5 protein-coding genes and 1 pseudogene are annotated in these 24,094 nt (G+C 66.4%); 5 read left to right on the top strand and 1 reads right to left on the bottom strand.

All coding sequences use genetic code 11. The features are described from left to right. The first annotated feature begins 8 nt into the window (after positions 1–8). The 5 genes and pseudogenes from tssH to HWX22_RS09715 all read left to right on the top strand — a co-directional run. Positions 9–2,681, top strand: a complete 2,673-nt coding sequence (tssH, locus tag HWX22_RS09735; protein WP_175915524.1) for a type VI secretion system ATPase TssH — start codon at positions 9–11, stop codon at positions 2,679–2,681. After that, positions 2,678–4,882: a type VI secretion system tip protein VgrG gene (tssI, locus tag HWX22_RS09730; protein WP_175915523.1), complete on the top strand. Its 2,205-nt coding sequence runs from the start codon at positions 2,678–2,680 to the stop codon at positions 4,880–4,882. Before tssH ends, tssI begins: the two co-directional genes overlap by 4 nt. Before the next feature lie 15 nt (positions 4,883–4,897). Next, positions 4,898–6,163: a hypothetical protein gene (locus tag HWX22_RS09725; RefSeq protein WP_175915522.1), complete on the top strand. Its 1,266-nt coding sequence runs from the start codon at positions 4,898–4,900 to the stop codon at positions 6,161–6,163. 21 nt (positions 6,164–6,184) lie between these two features. Next, positions 6,185–10,837: an RHS repeat-associated core domain-containing protein gene (locus HWX22_RS09720; RefSeq protein WP_175915521.1), complete on the top strand. Its 4,653-nt coding sequence runs from the start codon at positions 6,185–6,187 to the stop codon at positions 10,835–10,837. Between the two features lie 199 nt (positions 10,838–11,036). Then, a pseudogene (locus HWX22_RS09715) lies at positions 11,037–11,285 on the top strand (helix-turn-helix domain-containing protein); the annotation flags it as partial. 84 nt (positions 11,286–11,369) lie between these two features. On the opposite strand, the gene HWX22_RS09710 reads toward HWX22_RS09715, so the two are convergent. Continuing rightward, positions 11,370–23,708 (bottom strand): LWXIA domain-containing protein, encoded by a 12,339-nt coding sequence (locus HWX22_RS09710; protein WP_175915520.1) that lies wholly within the window; start codon positions 23,706–23,708, stop codon positions 11,370–11,372. Between the last annotated feature and the right edge of the window lie 386 nt (positions 23,709–24,094).

Raw genomic sequence — 24,094 nt, 5'->3', positions numbered from 1 at the left:
GAACCGTCATGTCCGATATCGGCCGCGTCAACCTGTTCGGAAAGCTCAACCCGCTCCTCTACGAAACGCTCGAGCAGGCGACCGGATTCTGCCGGCTGCGGGGCAATCCGTACGTGGAGCTCGCGCACTGGATCAAGCAGCTCCTGCAGCGGCCCGACGGCGACCTGCAGCGCGTGCTGCGCCGGTTCGAGATCGACGAGGCCGCGATCGAGCGCGGCCTCGTCGCGTCGCTCGATCGGCTGCCGCGTGGCGCGGGATCGGTGTCGGACCTGTCCGTGCACATCGACGACGCGGTCGAACGCGCGTGGGTCTATGCGACCTTGAAATACGACGCGACGCGGATTCGCGGCGCGGTCCTGCTGCTCGCGATCCTGAAGACGCCGCAGTTGCGCAACGTGTTGTACGCGATCGCACGCGAGTTCGAGCGCATCGTGCCCGACGTGCTCGCCGACGAACTCGCATCGATCGTCGACGGTTCGCCCGAGGCGCAACCGGCTGCGCGTGCCGATCCGGGCTCGGGTACCGGCTCCGGCGACGCCGCGATGCGCGGTGCGCCAGCCGCGGAAGGCGCGGCCCTGGCGCGCTTCGCTGTCGACCTGACCGCCCGTGCGCGGGCAGGCGAGATCGACCCCGTCGTCGGACGCGACGCCGAGATCCGCCAGATCGTCGACATCCTGCTGCGGCGACGGCAGAACAACCCGCTGCTGGTCGGCGAGGCCGGTGTCGGCAAGACCGCCGTCGCGGAAGGCTTCGCGCTGCGCATCGCCGCCGGGGACGTGCCGCCGTCTCTGCGAGACGTCGCGCTGTACCTGCTCGACATCGGGCTGCTGCAGGCCGGCGCGAGCGTGAAGGGCGAATTCGAGAGCCGCCTGCGCGGCGTGATCGACGAAGCGATGTCGTCCGAGCGGCCGACGATCCTCTTCGTCGACGAAGTCCATACGCTCGTCGGCGCGGGCGGGGCGGCCGGCACCGGCGACGCCGCGAACCTGCTGAAACCGGCGCTCGCGCGCGGCCTCCTGCGCACCATCGGCGCGACCACGTGGTCCGAGTACAAGCAGTACATCGAGAAGGATCCCGCGCTGACGCGGCGCTTCCAGCTCGTCCACGTGCTCGAACCCGAGGAGGCCGCCGCCGTGACGATGCTGCGCGGCCTCGCCGCGAAGCTCGAAGCCCACCACTGCGTGCTGGTGCTCGACGATGCGCTGCAGGCCGCCGTGACGTTGTCGCATCGGTATATTCCCGCGCGGCAGTTGCCGGACAAGGCGATCAGCCTGCTCGACACGGCCTGCGCGCGCGTCGCCGTCAGCCAGCACGCGGTGCCCGCGCCGATCGAGGATGCGCGCCGACGCATCGACGGCCTGCGCGTCGAGCGGGAACGGATCGCGCGCGAGTGCGCGCTCGGCAACGGCGACACCGCGCGGCGCGACGCGATCGATGCCGAGCTTGCCGCCGTGCAGACGGAGCTCGATCGGCTCGAAACGCGCTGGCAAGCCGAGCGCGACGCATTGGCCTCGATCGTCGAATCGCGCGCCGCGCTGCTCGACGACGCGCCGTCGAGCGAGCTCACCGGCGACGCACGCGCCGATGTCCTGTCGCGCCTCGCCGCCGCGCAGCAGGCGCTCGCCGAGATGCAGGGCGACGCACCGCTCGTGCTGCCCGCCGTCGACACGCATGCGGTCGCCGCCGTCGTCGCCGACTGGACCGGCATTCCACTCGGCCGGATGGTGCGCGACGAGACGCAGGCCGTGCTCAAGCTCGCCGAGACGCTCGGCGAACGCGTCGTCGGCCAGCACCATGCGGTCGAACTGATCGCCGAACGGATTCAGACCGCACGTGCGAAGCTCGACGACCCGACCAAACCGCACGGCGTGTTCCTGCTGTGCGGGCCGTCCGGCGTCGGCAAGACCGAGACCGCGCTCGCGCTGGCCGACACTTTGTACGGCGGCGAGCGCAACGCGATCACGATCAACATGAGCGAATTCCAGGAGGCGCACACGGTATCGACGCTGAAGGGCGCGCCGCCCGGCTATGTCGGCTACGGACAGGGCGGGGTGCTCACCGAGGCCGTGCGTCGTCGGCCGTACAGCGTCGTGCTGCTCGACGAGATCGAGAAGGCGCATCGCGACGTGCACGAAATTTTCTTCCAGGTGTTCGACAAGGGCTGGATGGAAGATGGCGAAGGGCGCGACATCGACTTCCGGCATACCGTGATTTTGCTGACGTCGAACGTCGGCGCCGATCGCGTGATGCAGCTGTGCCGCGCTCCCGAGCGCCTGCCCGACATGCAGACGCTTGCCGATGCGCTGCGCGCGCCGCTGCTCGACGTGTTCCCCGCCGCGCTACTGGGCCGGCTGACCGTCGTGCCGTACTACCCGCTGACCGATGCGACGCTCGCGCGCATCGTCGAGTTGCAGTTGCGGCGCTTCGAGAAACGGATCGACCTGCATCACGGCATCCGGCTGCGCTGCACCGATTCGGCGACCGCGCTGATCGTCGCGCGCTGCCGGACGATCGAATCCGGCGGCCGCATGGTCGACGCGATCCTCACGCATACCGTGATGCCGCGCATCGGCCGCGCGATCCTCGAGGCCACGCTCGAAGGCCGCGCGCTGAGGTCGATCGAGGTGAGCGCCGCCGGCGGCGAATTCGCTTACCGGTTCGACGAGGAGGGAACGACGTGAATCGCGTATTCACACTCGACAGCCCGCATGGCGACGACTTGAAATTCCATACGCTCGACGGCAGCGACGAACTCGGTCGCCTGTTCGAATTCCGGATCGAGGCGCTGGCTGACAGCCACAGCCTGTCGCTGAAGGACATGCTCGGCAAGCCCGTGACCGTGCGGATCGAACAGCAGGACCTGTCGACGCGCTATCTGAACGGAATCGTCGTTCGGGCGACGCTAGCCGGCCGGCGTGCCGAGCGGCACTACGGTTACGAACTGGTCGTGCGGCCGTGGCTGTGGCTCGCAACGCGCCGCTCCGATTGCCGGATCTTCCAGAACCGCACCGTGCCCGACATCGTGCAGGAAGTGCTCGCGCCTTACGGCTTCCCCATCGAAAACAAGCTGACCGAAGCGTACGTGCCGCGTGAGTTCTGCGTGCAATACAACGAGACCGACACCGCGTTCGTGATGCGATTGATGGAGTTCGAGGGCATCTATTTTTATTTCCGGCACGCGGCCGACAGTCACACGCTCGTGCTGTGCGACGCGATGTCGTCGCACGTCGCGTTGCCCAGCTACGAAACGATCCCGTACATCGCGCAGGATCGCACCGCGATCGCCGACGAGGAGCACATCGACGGCTGGCTGCCCGCGCAGGCGGTGAGCGTCGGCAAGCATCAGACGACCGACTACGACTATACGAAGCCGCGTGCCGATCTGTCGTCGCAGAAGGTCGATCCGCGCGGCCACGATCACGACAGCTTCGCGTCGTTCGAATGGCCGGGCGGGTACCGCGACGATGCGCCTGGTGCGCATTACAGCCGCGTGCGGCTCGAGGAGCAGCAGGCCGAACATGAGCGGGCGAGTGCAGATACCGACGTGCGCGGCGCCGCGCCGGGTTATCTGTTCACGCTTGCGCATTGCCCGCGTGCCGATCAGAACCGCGAGTACCTGATCGTGCGGTGTCGGTACCGTTTCCAGGAGAACGCGTATGCAAGCGATCAGGGCGCGGAGGCTGTGGTGCATCAGACGATGATGCTCGTGCAGCCGTCGAGCCTGCCTTATCGATCGCCGCGTGAAACGCCGCGGCCGCGGACGAACGGGCCGCAGACGGCTACCGTGGTCGGGCCGCCGGGGGAGGAAATCTGGACCGATCAGTATGGGCGGGTGAAGTTGCAGTTCCGCTGGGATCGGTATGGGCAGAGCAACCAGGATTCATCGTGCTGGGTTCGAGTGTCGAGTCCTTGGGCCGGCGGTGGCTTCGGTGGCGTGCAGATTCCGCGTGTCGGCGATGAGGTTGTCGTCGATTTTCTCAACGGCGATCCGGATGAGCCGATTGTGACGGGGCGTGTGTACAACGGCGAGAAGATGCCGCCGTGGGGGTTGCCGGGCAGTGCGACGCAGAGCGGATTGTTATCGCGGTCGTCACCGGGCGGGACGACCGACCATGCCAACGCCTTCCGGTTCGAGGACAAGAAGGGCGCCGAGCAGCTGTGGATGCATGCCGAGCGCAATTTCGACGCGGAGACGGAGGCCGATCACACACTTTCCGTCGGGAACAACCATACGCATACCGTCGGGAACGACGAAACGATGCAGGTGAAGAACAACCGGCAACGGAGTGTGGGGCAGAACGAGACGGTGAATATCGGCAAGAACCGGGTCGCGCAGATCGGCGTGGATGAGACGCATGGGGTCGGTGGAAACCGGACGCGGACGGTCGGGAAGAACGAAGCCGTGACGATTGCCGCCAATCGCGACGCGACCATCGGCGGCATTCACAACGAGACGGTTGCGAAAGCCAAGACGGAAACGATCGGTGAAGGCAAGACGCTGAACGTCGGACAGATGTATCAGACGACGTCGCAGGACATGAAGACGCTGGTTGCGTCGTCGCATACCGAGGAAATCGGTGCACGTACATCGACGATTGCCAACGCCCATACGCACACGGTCGGCGGTGAGCACACTGTCAACGTCGGCGCGAACCATACGACGAACGTGCAGCATCAGGTGCTCGTCAACGCCGGCGATCAGCTTTCGCTCGTCTGCGGGATGTCCAGCATCGTGATGAAGCGCGACGGAACGATCACGATCCAGGGCGTCAACGTCGCTTCCGCCGGCACCGAAAGCCATACCGTAAACAGCAAGAAGGTGACGTCTTCCGCGTCGGTCGAGCATACGGTCGAAGGGACGATCCTGAAACTGAATCCATAACGGAGGCTCGCACGAATGCAGAACTGGCAGCCGACCAATCCGATAGAACGCAGGTTCATGGATGCGCATTCGGACTGGATGAGTTTCGCGAAGGAACCCGACGCGAGATTGATGATCTGGCAGACCGACGAGACTGATGCGGAACTCGTGCGGCTGTATTTCCAGGTTCAGGACGAGACGTCGTGCGCGGTGCGGACGATGCGGGCGTCGTTCGCTAATGAAGCGAGTTATGCGAAGGCCTTGGCGGACGAGCTCATTGCGTTCTACGACAGCCGCCGCGAAGGGTCCCGTGCGCATGGGGTGCGGGCCGATTGGCAAGCTCCGTACGACGATGGCAAGAATCCGGTGCTGTATCTGTTCACGGTTGCCGACAGCCTGATGCAGCACCATCCGGATGTTTTTCCGGCGATGGTTTTCGTGCTGGAACCGGCGAAAGTGCGGGATGACACGGCATGGGTGCGATGGCTCGACGATTTGCTGTCGATCATTGCGGTCGCGCCGCAGCTTGCCGAGCGCGTGCGTTTTGTCGTGCCGCGTACGGATATCGTGCCGTTTGCTGCGTTGATGCAACGGCATCGTGCCGCGGTGCGGGTCGTGCACGGCAAGTACTCGATGGCGAGCGTGCCACGTGAATTGCTGGCGGAATCGGGCGAGCGCGGGCCGAGCGGAGAGTTTCGACGGCATTTCGTGATGCTGACCGAGATGATCGAAGGCGGTAATCCTTCTCGGCTGGAGGAATTGCGTGCGGCGGCGCTGAAGGTTGCTGAGCGCGAGCAGTGGTTTGATCAGTGTGTTGTCGTGCATTTGATTGCGGGGGCGGCTTATCTGAAGTGGCGGGATCGGGAGCAGGCGATCGATGCGTATCGGAGCGCGGCCAGCAGCGGGATGCGTGCAGTTGAGGCTGGGCATCCGGCCGGACACAAGCTCATCGCGAACGGATTGTTCGGCGAGGCGAGCGTGCATTTGACGCATAAGGACTATGCGCACTCGGCTTATTGCTACGAGCGTGCGGTCGCGTCGACCACGGCGGCGAAGGATGGACTGATGACGGTCGAGGCGTGGCGGATGAGCGCCGTGTGCTGGGAGCGGGCAGGGGAGCGCGAACATGCGCTGGAGGCCGGATTCAATGCGCTCGATGCGGGATTGATGATCGACGAGCCGATGCGGGCGAACAGCAATCTGCCGATGGTCGTCGAATGGATGGTGTCGCAGTTGGGTGCTCAGGACCGGCGGCGCAACGCGTTGAGCGAGAAAGTCGCTGCGTTGCGTGGTGGGCGCTGAGCGCGAACGAGGGCTGAAATCGTGGCACTCCCGGCCGTCAAGCATCTCGATCCAGTCGTTGGCGTCGACGTTCATTCGGTACTGGTCACGCCCGGTACGCCACCCGTGTTCCTGCCGCACCCTCATGTCGGGTTCATGCTCGATCTGCGTGAGTACGTTCAAGCGGCAAAGGCCGTGGTTGGCTGCATTGCAATGATGATCGTGCAGGAGAAGGTGACCGAATACATCGAAGATCATCCCGAAGATGTGGAGAAGCTGGCGCATCTGGCCGATGAGGCGAACCAGCAGGTCAATGACTTGATGGGCGGCGGCAAGCTGCCGGACTTCAAGGACGACCCCAACGTCGCTGAGGGGATGCGGCTGGCGAAAGAGGCCAACAAGATCAAGAACCGCATAAGCGATGATCTTGGTTCGAACGTCGGGTCGGGGGGGAGCAGCGGCAGGCCGATTTTTGTGAACGGGATGATGCGGGCCACGGCCGGGACGCATGCTTATCACGTACCGGGGTTGCATTTCCCGCTTGGAGAATCGTTTGCTCCGCCGCCTGAGGAGGTTGAACCGTCGAACGACGGGGAATCGTTCATGGGCAGCAAGACGGTGCTCGCCAACAACGATCCGATGTCTTACATGGCGCTTGAGGCGTTGAGTTGCTGGTCGGTCGGCATGGAGCCGCCTCCGCACAACAGCGCGCATACCGATCGGACTTATCCGTCGATGCCGAGTTCGGTGATGTTGCCGATTCCGGCGGGGCGGCCCGTTTTGGTGGGCGGGCCGCCGATCATGAACATGGCTGCGGCGGCGAAGGGGTTGTTCAAGGCGTTTCGGGGATCGAAGTGGGCGAAGGCGCTGGCGGATAAGCTGAATCTGAAGTCGGGGTTCTTGCGGTGCAACGTGCTGAAGGCGGAGCCGGTGGACGTGACCACGGGCGAGGTGGTTGTGCAGCAGAACGACTTCACCGTGTCCGGCCGTTTGCCGCTCGTGTGGGATCGATATTACGCGAGTCACAATCGCCATGCAGGCGCTGTCGGCTTTGGTTGGCAGACACCGGCCGATATTCGGCTCGAACTGATGCGGAACCAAGACGGGATCGGTGCGGCTGTTTTTTTCCCGGATCATGCGACCGCTTTCAACGTGGTGCCGTTGGACGATGGCTGGACGTCGCGCACGTATGACTGGCAGCATGGGCATGCGTTGTATGACGACGACGGGCGGATGGTGCTGCGCACGCGTGAGGGAATCGAATACGGATTCGTGCTGCCCCCCCGTTGGCGAGAGGCTGCTTCTGCGCTCGATGCCGATTCGCGGCTCACGCTGCTGCTCGACCGCATGGCCGATCTCAATGGCAATGCATGGGAATTCGAGCGCGACGCGTATGGTGGACTCGCTCGTCTCGTCGAATGGAAGCGCAATCGGCGGACCGAGCGCGTGGTCGAATGCGGTACGGGCCGCGGGCTGAACGCTGGGTTGTTGACGTCGCTAACGCTGATCGATGCGCGCGAAAACGCACATCCGCTCGTGAGCTACGAGCATGATCGCGAGCGCAATCTGGCAGCCGCGATTGACGCGATGGCATATCCGCACCATTTCGAGTATGCAGTTGGGCATCGGATGGTGAGGCACACGAGCGCGCGGGGCGTGTCGTTTTACTACAGCTACCAGCAGGGCGACGACGGCGTGTGGCGTGTCGATCGTGCGTGGGGTGACAACGGCCTATTCGACTATCGCTTCGCCTACGATCGCGCGCGGATGGAAACACGCGCCACCGATTCGCTTGGGCATACGACGATCACGCAGATGAACGGGCGCGGGATGCCGGTGGCGGAAACCGACCCGTTGGGTGGTGTGACTGCATACCGATATGATTCACACTCGCGCACGAGTGCGCAGGTCGATGCTGCTGGCCGCACGGCCTCGTGGGACTACGACCGGTACGGCAACGTCGTCGCGCGGACGCTGCCCGACGGCAGTGTGATCCGCACGGAATACGATGTACATCAACATCCCGTCTGCATGACGTTGCCCGGCGGCCGGCAGTGGCGGTACGAATGGGACGCTCGCGGCAACTTGCTGGCGCAGACTGAGCCGTCTGGCACGACGTCGCGCTACGCATACGATGCATACGGCCAGCCCGTCGAACATTTGGGGCCGCGCGGTGCGCTCACTCGGTTCGACTATGACCGCGACGGCTATCCCGCCGCGCGGACGGATGCATTAGGTTATCGCACGCAGTTCGTGCACGACGCGACCGGGAACCTTGTCGAGGTGGTCGACCCGCTCGGACAACACAGTCACTACGAGTACGACCGCAACGGTAACTTGACGCGTGCGATCGAACCGGGCGGGCGCGAGCTTCATTTCGTTTACGACGCCGACGGGAACCTGGTGCGGTATCGCGACCCCGCGGGCCAAGTGACACAGATGGAGTATTCAGCGCTCGGGCATTTGAGCCGGCGGCTCGCGCCGGACGGCAGCACCGTCGAATACTGGTACGACACCGAGGAGCAACTGGTCGGCGTCGTCAACGAGCGCCGCGAACTGTACCAACTGAAACGCAATGCGTTGGGGCGGATCGTCGAGGAGGTCGATTACTGGGGGCAGGCGCGTCGCTACGAGTATAGTGCGGCGGGCGAATTGCTACGCAGCATCGATCCACTGGGGCAGACGATCGACTACGAAACGGATGCGCTGGGCCGTATCGTGCAAAAGCGGGTGCCTGACCCGCGGCAACCTGATGGAGCCCGCACCGAAACCTTCTCGTACGATCGCAGTGGCAACTTGGTCGTCGCCGCGAATCCGGACAGCCGGGTGGAACTGGAGTATGACGCGGCCGGTCGTGTCGTTGAGGAAAGGCAAGGCGACCACTTCGTGATCGCCAACACGTACGACTCGGCGGGCAATCGGATTGAACGCCAGACCCGGCTCCAGGCCGGTGGCGAATTCATCAATGCGCATACGGTTCGCTACGATTACGACGCGCTCGATGCGGTCAGATCGATCCAAGTCGACGAGGCTGCGCCGATCACATTTGAGCGTAATGCGCTCGGACAGATTTGCGTCGAGCACCTTGGGGCCGAGCTTCGGCACGAGCTATCGTACACATCTGATGGGTTACTGGCGACGCAGGCGCTGTTTTCTGGCACAGGCGCCCTGTTCACCAGCGAATACGTGTATGACGCCAATGGGGAAATGCTCGAGAAGCGCGATTCCCGCCTGGGCATCGAGCGCTATCAATACGATCCGATGGGCAGGCTGATCGGACACAGCGATCCGGTCGGGAAACTGCATCGGTTCTTGTATGACCCAGTTGGCGATCAGTTGAAGACATCGATTCGTAAGGCCCTCCAGCCCAATGTATTTGGCGAGGATACGAAGGCCGATGCGTGGATCCGGGAAGGCGAGCATGACGGCTGCTATTGCGCATTCGACCGCATCGGCAATCTGGTGCGCAGGCAGGATCGGCAACAGGACCTGATGCTGCGCTGGGATGGTGACGGGTTGCTGATCGAGTCGTTGACCGTGCGTCAGGCGGCGGAGTCCGTGGGGGATACAAGCGGCACGTTGAGCATCTGCACACGCTATGCGTACGATGTGTTCCATCGGCGTACGAAGAAGACCACGCGGATTCAGCACGATCCCGGCATCCGGACGGGGGCTGCGTCCGATCGGACGGCGCTGTCCCAAACCAGCTATTTCTTCTGGGAAGGGGATGCGCTGGTGGGTGAGCTCACGCAGGGAGATCAGGAAGCCGGCAGGCTACTGTCGGACGCGTCTTCCGTCGCAAACACGGTGCCGGAGGACGCTCTCGTCCGAGTGGACGGCTTGAACGACGTCCGCCCGGGGGCGGGCGGCCAATGCGGCGCGGCATGGGAGTGGGTCCACTATCCAGACAGCTTTCGGCCGCTGGCAAGGGTTAGTTCGGCGTCTCGGTCAAACGATATTTCTTTCTTCGAAACCGGTTTTAACGGTGCGCCGGTTCGGACGATCGATGTGACGGGTATCGTCGTCTGGGAAGCCGCATATTCGGCCTGGGGACTAGCATATCAACGAGGCACGAGGACACACGATCAACCTTTTCGGTTGCAGGGGCAGTATTTTGATCAGGAAAGCGGTTTGCACTACAACCGCTACCGGTATTACGATCCGCACGCCGGCAGATTTGCGAGTTGCGATCCCATCCGCTTGGCCGGTAGCACCGGCTTGTACAACTATGCCAAAAGTTCGATCACCTGGATCGACCCCTTGGGACTACATGCCAGCGGTGGGGACATTATTGTGCGCGGAAGTGCCGGTCAGATTATTTCCGTCTCTGGGACGATCGATCCCTCGCACCTTCGTCGCGGCGTGGGTACGGGCACAAATGCGACGTCTCGAGCTTGGGCGCGCAGTCTTGGGCGCCTGACCGACGACGCGGGCCACACACGAGGATGTCGGTTGGGGGGCAGCGGCGGCAAAGACTATGTGTGGGCCCAAGACCCGGGTATCAATCGTGGCCGCTTCCGCGTTTTCGAAGGAGAGATAGCCGACGAAATCACCTCCAGCCGGCGGGGCGTGGATTTCGAACAGACTCACTTATTCGGCAACTCCGCAACGAGACCGGATCACGTCAGATACACGTACACGAAAACGCGCCCCGGATTGATCGTCGCTGTGACTAGAGTTTTTCCGAATCCCTAGGCTAGTCCCTGGGGGGTGTAGAGCAAATCAATTCTGTCGCTCCAGAATCTCCATATATAAATTTTACATAACATGAATTATCGATAAGTTTTGTTGTAGTGGCTAAGTTGTAATGTCCGTTTCTAGCCAAGTTCAAATGTCCGCTTTTCGACTCATCGTAAGCTGATCGGCCGCTGGGAATCCAGCGCCGGAGGCTGCGATGGCTGCAACGGAGCGGATCACGATGACGATGCGCGAGCTGGACCGATTCAAGGTCATTCAGGACGTCGCGGACGGCAAGCTTCAGCCGTGGCGCGCGGCCGAGCGACTCGGGCTGACAACGCGGCAGATTCGGCGACTGGTCGGCCGATTGCGTGAGCACGGGCCGCGAGGTCTCGTGTCTCAACGACGCGCGAAGCCCAGCAACAATCGATTGGACAGCACGACGGCTGGTCGGGCGTTGTCTATCACGCTGGCTTGTGGCTCCCACGTCGACAGCGACCGCTTATGCGCCGTGCGACGGCAAGACACCACCCGCGTTCCATCCGCCCCTTCACCCGACAATCACCTGCTGCCCCGGATTGATCTCCCCCGGATTGCTCGCCAGGTTCCGGTTGAGCTGCAGGATCTCGTTCAACGCGACGTTGATCCGCTGACCGTCCGACATCCGCTGCTGTTCGTCGGCCGGTATGCGAGCGGCTGCAAGCAACGATCCTTCGTGAGTTTCCGCAATGGTCCACAACGAATCGCCGGCGACGACATTCACCGTCAGCGGAGTGGGCGTCGGGCTCGGCGAACCCGTCGACGGCTGCGCCGATGAGGACGGTGTCCCCGACGGCTGCGCATTCGGCGTCGATGACGCGGACGGACTCGGCTGAGCCGCCGGCGCCGTCGTCGCCCCGGGCGTCGGTGAGAGCGAGGCCCCGGGCGTCGGCGTCGTGCTGCTGGAACCCGAAGGCGTCGGCGACGGACCGGAACCAGGATGCTTGTTCTTATCGTCCGATCCCGTCAACGCCGAGATCACGCCGTACCCCTGCATGATCCCGAAGATCGCCACCGGGAACAGCGCGATGCCGGTCGGCAAGCGCGCGAGCCACGGCGTGGCATTCGGGAATTGCGTATGCAGACGCCCGGCGCCCAGCAACGCGCCGGACATTGCACCGAGCATGCCGGTCATCCCCTCGCCGAACGTATGCGCGGCCATTGCGCCGTGGATACCGCTTGCCAGGCCAACGGCCGATGTCACGTAGTCGCCGGTCGCGCTCGCGATCCGCGCCAACTGACTGCGATTCTCCGCATTCACGCCGCGCGAACCACCCTTGTAGACGATGCCGGTAGAGATGGCGCTGATGATTCCGCCCAAGGCCTGCCCGCCGGCCAGCCCGTCGCCATGGAGGAACTTGGCGCCGTTGATCGTGATCGAGCCGCCGTACCCTCCCAGTGCGAGCAGCCGCCCGACCCGACCAACCGAGTGCCGCGGGCTGCCATGGTGCAGCAGTTTCAGCGACGTCCCGCCGACCACGCCCTGCATCTGCGCGAGCATGTCGGCAGCGATCGCCTGCGTATGCGTCGCGGTTTCGTCGAACGACAGCGTCCCGTCCTCGTTGAGCGCGCGCAGCTGCGCGGCGGCGGCCTTGCCTTCGTGTGCAATCTGTTCGAGCTGCGTGCCGCGCGCGGCGGCGTCGAACCCGTTCGCCTTGAGTTGCTTCTGCAGCCCGCGCACAAGGCGGTCGACGGCCCGATCGAACGCGCGCGGATCACCGTTCTTCAGGCTGGCGACCGCGCCGTGATGCAGCGCCTGGAACACGCGACCGACCCGCAGGCCGGCGTACAGCGAATTCGTCGCGGTGCCCACGAATTCGTTGCCCGTCGCGACAAGCGCACCCGCGGCGGTCCCGCCGGTCAGTGTGGCCGTGGTCATTTCGCCGGCAACCCGCCGTCGCGACGGCGGGCGTCGGGTCGTGCCGATCGGCTCGTCGTGCACGCGCAGTGCGTGCAGCTCCGCCTGCGCGCGCTTTGCGTCGGGAATCTCGACCTTGGCGAGCTGTGCGGTCTCCCGCCGGCTTGTACCGATCGGCTTGGTGCCATCGTTGATCAGCGCGGGATCGCGCACGACCGCGCGCCAGTGTTCGGCCGGGTCCGCGGCGGATGGCTGCGCGCGCGTGGTCACGCGGTCGGGCACGCTGTCGCCGTATTGCTTCAGCCAGCGTGCGGAGAACGTGCGCGCGCCCTTCTCCGTCTTGTTGCCGGGCCCGTTGCCGTCGCCCTTCCAGTGTTCGGTCGCATGCTCGATCGTCGCCTTGCGCGCCTGGTTCAGCCATACGGTCGTGTTGCCTTCGTAGAGCTTCTGGCGCAGCGCGGCCACTTCGGCGGGCGTCATCCCTTGCGCGGCACCGATCCGCTCGACCTCCGCGAACAGCAGCTGATGCTGGTTCGCCAGCGTCTGCCGGTCGACGCGCTCGAACACGCGCGTGAGCGCATCGGCACCGTGCAGGCGATCGATGATTTCCGGTCGCGCGCGGTTCTCGACGATCAGTTTTGCGAGCGCGCCGGTCAGGTCCTGGTTGCCGATGAAGTCGGCGCCGTGCGTGCCGAGCGACAGCCCGACGTGGACCCATTCGAGCCCCTCGCGCTCGAGCACGGCGCGCAACAGCTTCTCGTGCCCTGCGCCCGGCACCGATTCGGGCACCGCGTCCCAGCCGTGGAACGTGACCATCACGTTGGGCGCCGTCGTGTCCGGATGTTCGTTCGACCACTTCTCGAGCGCCGTCATGACGCGCACGTAGTCGTGGTATGCGTCGTTGGTGCCCGACTGGTAGCGGTAGTCGGTGCCGGACACGAGCGCGCGCGACGGCGCCGTTTCGAGTCGGATCGCGAAGCCGGTGTGCGCCGCCTCGTCGAGCCAGCGATTCAGATGTGCGAGATGATCGAGCGCGAGCGCCGTCCCGTCCGTGCCGGGCGCCGGATGAATCACCCCGTTCTCGCCGTCGAACACGGCGTGCTTCTGGTCGCCGAGCGCCTTCACCGCACGCAGGAAATCCGAGTCGTGCGCCTTGCCGAGCACGGCCGCGAGCAGATGCGGATCGACCACGAGCGTGACGACCGGCGTCACACCACCGTATTGCTCGACGATCTTGCGCATCAGCGCCGGATCGTCGCTCAGCGACAGCGAACGTGCCATCGGCACCATGCGATCTTGCAACGCCTCGCTCGAGCGCGTGAAGAAATACCGGATCCGCTGATCGGCGACGGTGGCCGCGCCCAAGCGCCGGGTGCGCGCGCGCAGCTTGCCCGGCACCGGCAGGAAGCGCGACGCCGACGTCGACACGTCGCGCCCGACATACAGCTTGTTGAGCAGCGTGCGCCACATGCCCGGGTCGACCATCACGGCCTGCGGCTCGCCCTTCAGCACGAGATTCACGTTGCCGGCGCGCTGCGCCTGCTTGTTGTAAGCCTCGATCTGGTCGTGCGTCGCGAAATAGTGCTCGGTCTTCGCGGCACCGTTGCGCAGGTTGAACGCGACGACGGTCGACGACGACAGCCCGGGCTGGTACGGCTCGATCGACAGCGGCGCGGGTGCGGTGCCGCTGCGCCGCAAGCGCTGCAAGTCGTTCAGCACCTCGCTGTAACCATGCCGCGTCCGGGCCGCGAGCGCCCTGAACGGCGCCGAATGCTGGCCACGCGCTTCCGCGTCGGTCAACTGCTCGCGCAACGCCTTCGCGCGCGCCTCGAGCGCCGCGACACGCGTCGGCCGCGCACTCCGCATGAACGCGCGCGGCGGCAGTTGCGTGAGCAAGAAATGCACGTCAGTGCCGAACCGGTCGTTGCCGATCGGCATTTCGTCGAGCGGTATGCCCTGATGATTCGGGTTGTTGGCGTGCCGGACCGCGTCGAACCACCGCATCTCGCCGTTGCGCGCGGCGATCACGCCGACCGGATCGTCGAGCGCCTCGGCCACGGCGCCGTCCGTCCTGAACACGTAGATCACGTGCTGGTTGCCGTCGACCGCGCCGTTCCGGATCGCGGTCAGCAGGTGCGGCACGCTGTTGCCGCTGAAATCGACCGCGTTGAGCGCGGATGTGCTCGACGGCAGCAAGTGCGGATCGACCGGCGGCCGCGTTGCCGTGTTGCTTTCACTCCCCTGCTCCGCCTGCGTGAGCGGCCGGCGAAGCGGCACCTTCGACTGGAAAAGATCGCCGAGCGAACGGTGCGGCGGTTTCTCTGCCGCGGTGGCTTCCTTCGCCGGCCGGAAGCCGCCGATTCGATCGACGGTTTCCGGCTTGACGTCGCTGACGACGAACCGGATGCCGCGTCGCGGTGAGCGCAGGACCGGAATGCCGCCCCTGCGCCGTCGCCGGAACACCGTGCGCAGATCCTGCTCGGGAATCTCGGTATCGCCGAGCGGCGCCTTCTCGTAGTACTTCCATTCGTGGTTCGTGTTGCGCTCCGCGTAGCCGAGCACCTTGCCCGTCTCGTCTTCGACCACGTGAATCCAGCGCTGCTCTCCTTCGACGGCTCGCACGGCCTGACGCGGCCGCTTGAAACCCGGTGCGTCGTGCAGTTTCGCCACCTCTGCGGCGAGCGCGGTGTCGACCGGATGCCCCGACGCGGTCACGGACCACGACGACTTGCCGTCCCGCGTCTCGATCTTCGACGCGCCGCCGAACTGCATCAGCTCGTCGTGCGCGACCGGCGACACGAAGAAATCGAACTGACGGCGCGCCGTGCGCCCGCTGCTGCCGGTCTTCACGAGCGCCTTGCGCAGCGCGCGCGGCACGCGCTTGCCGTCCAGCATCCGCACGGGGCCGAGCGCGCCGTGCTCGTCCGTCTCGAGCACCGCGACGAATGCCGGCGCCGCGTGTTCGGCGTCGGCGGCGGGCGCGTCGGTATGCGCGGTGATCAGCACATGCGCGTTCGGGCCGAGCTGGCGCCCCAACCCATCGAGCGTCGGCGCGCGCTGGCCGTCGACGCGCGTGAGCGTGCGCCGGCCGAGGCTGTCGAGCCACGTCGCGGCAACCGCCTGCGGATCGCTCGCTTCGGCCACCGCGGCGCCCTCCGGCACGGCCGGCGGGTTCGCATGACCGGATACGGCGGCAGGCGCCGCCGCGCCGGACGATTCGCCGGCCGTACCCGCAAGGCGGCCGGCCGCCGGCCCCGCGTGGCCGATCGTCGGCCAGGTCGGGCGGCCGTCGGTCGCCCCGACCGCACGCATGCCGCCCGCATGGACGGCCGTATAGCCTTCCGGCAAGCCCGAGCGATCGATGCCGACGAGCCGGTACGACACCTCGCCGGTCGCCGCGTCGCGGGTGCGCACGACGTACATGTCGACGCCGGCGGGCTTGACCAGTTCGCCGCCATCGGGCGTGGTGATGCGCAGCGCGCGAGCCGGATCGTGGCCGAGCGCCGACAGCAGCACCACGTCGGTCGGCGCCGCGCCCTCGACCGCGGCGAGGTTCGCGGACGCGCTGGCCGCGACGCGCTCCTGCGGCGTCAGGTTGCCCTGTGCGAACGCGGTGCCGTCCGGCAACGCGTCGGTTTGCACGTAGGCGTGGTTCCGTGGGCCGGTATGCGCGGCATCGATTGCCTGCCCGAGATCGTCGTGCGCGACCGTCCGCGCGCCTTCCGGCAACGCGAGCCGGGCATCGGCCGCCGAACGGACCGGCGCGTGCGTAGCGGCGGTAGCCGGTGCATCGGGCACCGTGCCGCTGAACCGGAACCAGCCGTCCTCGGGATCGAGCGCGCCGAAATCGGTGCCGCTGCCGAGTTCGATGCTGCCGTCGTGCGTCACGAATTCCACGCGCAGGTTGGTCAGCCCGGCCGCGTCGAACGCCTGCATCACCCCGTCGATCACGCGGGTCGGCTCGGGGCCGTCGAGGAAATAGCTCGGCCAGCGCTGGCTCACCGTGCCGCCGGGTTGCGTCACGCGCGCCGCGTCGCCGATCACGCCGGGCCGGTCGGCCAGCGCGGTGCGGAACGGATGATCGAGCGTGACCGATTCGAACGTGTCGTCCGGAATCGCGGTGAAATCGTAGTCGGGATCGGCAAACGTCGGATCGGCCACGCGCGGCACCGTCGGGCGCGGCGGCGGATCGCCGAGCGGGCGCGACGCGGTACGGGCGGTCGTCGCGGCCGGCTCCGCGTCGCGGCCAGCGGGGAGCGCCGGCCGGCCCGCGCGTGCCGGATCGCCGCGGAAGCTTTGCATCGGCAGACGATCCTTGTCGACCTGGCCGGTCAGTCGCGTGCCGCGTACCGTGGTCGAACCGTCGGGCTCGACGAGCAGGATGTCCGGCGGCGCCCAGACCGATGTCGGCCGTCCGGTCAGCTCGGACAGGCGCTGCGCGAGTGCCGCCGCGAAGGTCGTGCTGGCCGCCCGTACTTGCCCGGGCGCGATGCGCAACGGATCGTGCTTGTTCGAACCGCCGAAGCACGAATACAGCGTGACGTCCTGCCCCGGTTCGAGATGCGGCGCCACGCGCTCGGCCACCTCGTCCGGCGTGAGCGGACGGCCTTCCGGGCCCAGCATCGCGTCCGCCGATATCCCGTGGCCGAACACGACGTGATGGCCGGGCGGCGACATCAGCCCGCGCGCGCCGATCGGATGGAGCGGATCGTCGGGCGGCATCAGCAGCGTATCGGCCGGACGCAGGAACTCGGGGTGTTGCGTCGCGTCGACGCCGGTCACGTCGTCGAATCCGGGCTGCAGCACCGACTGACCATGAACCGTCGTCGTGATGACGCCGTCGTTGGCGATCCTGCGGTCCGTATAGACGCGGCTGGTCTTCGGATAGATTTTCTGCGTTTTCCCCGACAGGCCGTCGTCGGCCTCAGCTTCGGCGACCTGCTCGACGCGCGCGGCCCATTCGTCGGCCGTGAAGATCTGCCCCGGCCCGACTTCGACGATCGGAGTCGTCTCGTAGACGGGCGGTTCGCCGGGTTCCGCATCCGGAGCGAGCCGCGGATGCGCGGGCCCGCCCGGCGTCACGCCCTGGCGTCCGGCATCGCCTTGCGTACCGCCGACGCCGCGTCGGCCGCTGTCCGAGTCCGGATCGATCTGCGCGTCGATCGCGCGCACCGGTTCGACCGGTGCATCGCCATGCACGGCCGTGCGCGCCACCGGTTCGCCACGCTGGGCGAACACCATCGGCGGATCGCTCGCGTCGGGCGCCTCGGGCAAATGCAGATAGAGCCGCGTCGCGACGTCGGGATCGTTTGCCGGCAGGATGATCTTGTCGTCGATCGGATACAGTTCCAGCGCACCGGTGCCGCGCACGGAGTTGGACGTGATCGACGCGATCACGGGCACCTGCAGTTCGTACGCGAGTTCCTGCGCGAACGAATAGCCGCCGGCGCCGAGATAGCAGCCCGTCAGCAGCACGCCGTTGCCTTCCGTATAGGCCGGATCGTCGAGCAGCTTGCGCGCGAATTGCCGCGGCGAAATCGTCTTGCCGCCTTCCGTGACGGCGGCCGCGCTGTCCAGCGTCACGTCGCGCGGCGCCGTGCCGTGCGACTCGGCGATGTCGAACCCCGACACCTTCAGGAACTGGCGCGCGGTCGCATGGCCGAGCAGGTTCACGATGCTCGAACCCGGCACGGGCCGCAGTTCCAGAGGATTGATCCGAATCGGCTGCGCGCCGCCCGGCGAGAACTTCCCGTTCACGTCGGGCTCGATCTCGAAGCGCGCGAGCCGCCGGCCCGGATTGGGCAGCGCGCGCCGCCATCCGGCCGCGTCGTCGTCGCCCAACCGGCCGAATACCGGCGCCTGGATCAGATCCGCGAATTCCTGCAGCAACTCGGGATTGGCGCCGCTGTGCGGCCCCTCCAGCGCGATCGGCGTGCCCGGCGTATAGCCCTTCCACGCCAGCTCTTCCAGCGCATGCGTCATCTCGAGCGCGCTGGCCGACCGGCCGCTGCGCGGATTGATGATCGAGCCGCGCTTCGTCAACAGGCGCCACACGTACACGCCGATCGGCACGCGCGCATCGCCCGTGGTGGCGCTGCCGCCCCACTGGTTCGATACCGGCCGCGGCGCGACGCTGCTCCAGTTGACCGGATGCGCCCCCTGGTCGATGACCGCCAGCGCCGGCGAGAACCGGTACGTACGCGGTTCGCCGCTGACCGAATGGTCCGGCACGCCGGCCTGATCGGGCGCGCCGGGCTCGATCAGGATGCCGCCCGTATAACCGGAGTCGGGGCTGCCGTCGGCCCGGTAGCGCGGCGAACGCCATGCGACGAAACCGCTTGCGCCGTACACGTCCACGCCCAGCACGTTCGCGAGCAATTGCGCGAGCGGACTCACGCGCGTGCCGGCGCCGCACGCATAAAGAATGACCGGCGACTTGCCGTCCCAGCCGCTCTGGCGAATCAGCGCGGCCATGTCTTCGGCGCTCATCGCCTTGCCGGTCGCGCTCGCGAAGGCGTCGGCCCATGCATGCGCGTACACGGCGAAGTAGCCGGGCGGCACCGGCATCAACGGCCGCTCGCCCGCCGGCAGCCGGTTCTCGGGCTGGTTCGGGTTGTCCGAATAGATCGCGAGGTCGGCTTCGCGGCGCGGATACGCAGCCCACTGCGTTTCGCGCATGCCGAATGGCGCGTTGATCACGTCGACGCGCCGACCGCCCTCGTAGCGAATCAACGGCTTCTGCGGATCGAAGCCGCGCGGGTACACGACACGCAGCGTGCGGTCGTACGCATCGTTCATCGACAGCTTGAATGCATCGCCGGCGTCGGTCAGCCCGACGTGGCCGACCACCGCTTCGGGCGGCACCGAGCCGTCCGCGGCGAGCGCGCCGTGATCGACCAGCGCGATCCGGTAGCGGCCGCCCGCCACGCCGTCGGCGCCCACCATCAGCGCGTCGTGATACGTCGTGTAGCGCGTCACGCCGATCGTGCCGCCTTCGTCGGGCGCAATCGCCGCCCGCGCCTTTGCATCGTCGGCCGCGTTCGCACGCCGCTGGTCCGCCCGCGCCGCGCTCAGGTCGTCGACGATGTTGCCCTTTTCGGTCGCGGGCAGCCCGTCTTCCTCGGGGTTGCGTACGTTGCCTTCCGGGTCTTCCAGCGCGTACACGTAGTACTCGACGTCCTCGAGCCGGTTGCCGCTCTCGATGATTCCGCCGACCACCTCGCTCAGCATCGCCGGATCGGCCGCCACATGCGCGGGGATCTCCCAGGACGCCGGATGCGCGCCGTTTGCCGGCATGCCGGCCCTGGCTGTCGATGCAACGTCGCCAGCCAGCGCATCGGCGACGGCCGGCGTCGCTTCGCCGTCGGGCGCGAGCCGCGGCACGATCGCGGCTGCGTCCGGCGTGCCCTGCATGCGGTGCGCGCGAAACCACGACGCGATGCGCGCCCGCAGCCCCTTGTCGGCCGGCGCGACCGCGCCGCCGTCGTCGACCGGTCCGCCGAAGCTGTTCGCCTGCTCCTCCGCGTGCTGCCACGGGTTGCCGATCTCGCCGACCGCGAGACGCTGGTTCGCCAGCCCGTTGCCGTACAACGTATCGACGACGTTGATCGCGACCGGCCGCGACATCGTCGACGGTGCGGGCGTCTTCGTGATCGCGCGAATCGGCCGCTCCATCAGCGTGTGCGAGCCGAGCCCCATCTGCGCGATGCCGATGCCGAGGTTGAGCAATTGCTGCGCGCGATCGGAATCGGACATCGCGTCCCAGTTCTTGACCAGCGACACGCTCTGATCGGCCATCTGGTAGCCGCCGATCACGCCGCCCGTGACATTGAATACGCCGGCGGTCTTGCCCGTCGTCTGCGCGAGCGACTGGAACGCGTCGGCTTCCTGCGTGAAACGGCCGAGGCCTGCCACGTCGGCCGCGGCGCCGTCGCCGCGCGATGCGACCGTCAACAGGTCGGAGACCCGCCCCGTCGTGCGCAGCAGCGACGATGCCTCCGCGAGCGACTTCGCCGCCACGCCGAGCCCGCCGCCGGCGATGCCCGCGCCGCTGCCGATCAGGCTGATCCAGTCGCCGCGCGCCTGTTCGTTGCCGAAGCCGATCGACTGGCCGTGATCGCTCAGGTTCTTCAGGTCGCCGATCGCGGCAGGCACGCCGACGGCCATGCCCGCGCCGACGGCAGTCCACGCGGCACCGAGCATCAGGCCGCCGACCGGCGCCCCGATGCCGCTCGCGACCAGTACGACGCCACCGGCCGCGGCAAGAATGCCGGCGCCCATTTCGAGGATGTGTTCGGCGTGCTGGTACCACTCCGTCTTGTGCGCATCGATCGGCTGGTATTGCGAGAAACCGCCGGACGCCGGCCCGTTCGTCAGGCTTTTCGGCACGTACAGCTTGCCGTCGTCGGACAGCGCATTGTTGTGCTGATAGTCGTCGACGGAGTCGTACTTCCAGCCGCGATCGTCGATCAGCTTGTACTGGTCCGGATGCCCCTCCACCTGCACCTTGAACAGCGCGCTCGGCGCGGTGCCGGTCCCCTTCGACACGTAGTAGATCGGCACCAGCGACACAACCGCGTGGTCGCCGCCGACCTTGCGGATCTGATCGACGACAGTCTGGATCATCTGCGTCGCGGCCGAATTCCTCGCGTACAGCGACTGACTGTTAACCGCCGTGCCATTCTGCAACTGCCCGTTGCCGACGATCAGTTGCTCGAGCATCGCCATCGACGGCACGTCGTTCCGGTCGGTCGGCGTCGCGCCCGGATCGTCCGGCTGAATCCCGAGCCCGGCGCCGACGAAGTTCGTCATCTGATTGGAGCCGGTGGTGAACGTATAGGACTTGTCGTCGAAGTGCTTCTGGAAGTCGTCGAAATACGCCTTCAACTGCTTGTCCGGATCGGCCTGGAACAGCTTGTAGCTGGCGTTGGCGGTGTCCTTGTTCTGCTTGTCCTGGGCATTCTTGGTGCCCTGGTCGTAACGCAGCTGGAAGTCGTTCGCGAAGCCCGAACGGAACCGGTCGTCGTTCTGCATCTTCGACAGCAGCGCCTTCGACAACGCCGGATCGACGCCCGACGACAGCGCCTGCCGCACGCCGTCGAACCCGTAGCCGGCGTCGCCGCCGCGCAGCGTATAGATCATCGTCTTCGCGTTGCCGTTGGCGTCGAGCAGCCAGCTCGCGACGTCGTCCTCGCGCTGCACGGGCACGCCGCTCGCGGTCGGCTGCTGATCGGCGAGCCCGACCGCCGTGCTGAGGCCCTTATAGAACTCGATGCCGTCGCCGTAAGGCTGCGGCCTGCCCGTGTTCGACTGCGTCCACTTGTTGCCGAAATCCTTCTCGACCGTATCGAGCACGACGCCCGCGAATTCGGGCGGCGCATTGGCGAGGATGTCCTGCATCCACTTGCCGGCCTTGTCGGCATTCATCCGGCCGTCGACACGTGCCTGCATGCTGGCCTGGTCCGTCGCTTGCGAATCAGGCTTCTGCATCAGCGGATCGATCTGCGAATGGATGAAGTTCGCGTTGAAATGCGGCTGGCCCGCCTGCGTCCACAGCGCCTGGCGTTCGTCCAGCGAGAACGACGCGTTCATGTTGGTCTTCAGCACCTGAAGCGCCGCGCCCGGATTGCTGCCCGGATTCTCCATCAGCCGCGCGACCTGCTGCTTCGTGTACTGCAGCCGCACCTCGGGCGCCGCCGCAAGCAGCGTCTGGATCTTCTGATAACCGGGATTGTTCTTGTCCGCCTGCGCCTTCGCCATCGCGTAGGCAAACACACCGCCCGCCTGGTTGATCTGCGCGTTCAGTGCGTTGGCGTCGGCGTCGCTCAGGCCGTCCGTGCCGACCTTGATACCCGTCAGCTTGACGAACGCCTCGGCGAGCGGATTCTGCTGGGCGAGGAGCTTCTCCTGCGACGACAGCTTCGGATCGTTCGGATCGACGGTCACACCCGTGTCCTGCATCAGCGCGAACGTGACCGGGTCGGACTGCGCGAGCTGTTTCATCTGCGGCGACAGCGACGGATCGTCGGGATTGATCGTCGCGATCGTGCGCTTGAGCTGGCTCTCCTCGCCCAGCGCGTCGACGAGGCCGGTGTACCACATGCCGTCGTGATTCTGCTTCACCGACGCGACGACCTGCTTCTGCTCGTCGGCCGTCACGTAGGTCAGCGCGGTGTCGTCGCCGCCCGTCACGACCTTGTCGTACTGGCTCTGCGCCTGCGACAACGCCTGCGTGATGTCGGCCTCGTCGGCGCGGCGCAATCCGCCGGGCTCCTTCTGCCACGCCGCATAGTCGGCCTTCGCGTCGTTCAGGCGCAGCGTCGCGGCCGACGTGCTGTATTCGTGGCGCAATGCGGTGGTGAGCGCCGTGTAGGCGTCGTTGGCGTTCGTGTCGGCCGTGGTGGCCGCCTGGCGCAATTGCGCGCCGGCGTCGGGATCGGCGCGCCGGATGCCGCCCGGCAACGCGTTGTAGCGCTGCACGTCGGCGTTCGCGTCCTGATCCTTCTGCATCGCCACCGCGAACTGGAACGCCTTCACGTTGGTCGCCCGCTCGGGCGCCGATTCCGCCGACACCGCCTTTTGCGCATCGTCGAGCACCGAGCCGAGCACCGGATCGTTCGGCGACGCATTGCGCAGATCCGATGCCACGCCCGCGATCGCCTTGTTCGTGTCGCCGCCGCCCTCCGCCGCGACGCGCATCTGGTTCTCGACGGCCGCCTGCACCGAGCCCCATGCGGCTTCGGCCTTCTTCACCTGGTTGTCGAGATCGGCCTGCGACGCGCCCTGGTCGTGCAGACGCTTGAGCGCCGCCATTTCGGCCTGCGCGAGCTGCAGCAGGCGCTGCGTCTCGGCCTGCGCGGCCGCGAGGGCCTGCTGCTCCGGCGTCTGGGCCGGCGGGGCGCTGCCGGCCCCGTTCGTCGGTGCCGGATTGTCGTCATTCTGCGGCTGCGGCACGTTCACCGGTCCGCCCCCGCCCACAGCCATCAACACCATATCCGTTCTCCCGCGGCATGCGTGACGTGCCGGCACAGCGGCAGGCGGGCCACGCGCAATAGTCCATTGTGCAGAACGGCCGCGCGTGAAAAAGTCGTGCATTACGTAGTCGCCGGCCGGGTTGCGGCGGCGCGGGAAGGTTCATGCTACGAACGCAATGAACCCGATGCGGCGATTCGGCCCTTGCCGTTTCGGGCGGAAAATTTTGCTGGTCACCGCGCGTGACGTCAGAAATACATGGCGCCTCCAACGGGCAACGCGGCAATGCACGACCTTGCGCGCTGCAACATCACGCGGACGGCTCCTGAAAATGCCGACGCTCACGCTGAACCGCCTCGTAAATGCCGAATCCTTCCGCACACGCGATGGTTCCATTCCGTGCCGAT

Source organism: Burkholderia sp. BCC1638, from assembly GCF_902833195.1.
Lineage (GTDB): Bacteria > Pseudomonadota > Gammaproteobacteria > Burkholderiales > Burkholderiaceae > Burkholderia > Burkholderia diffusa.
This window is presented reverse-complemented; position numbering and strand designations above follow the sequence as displayed.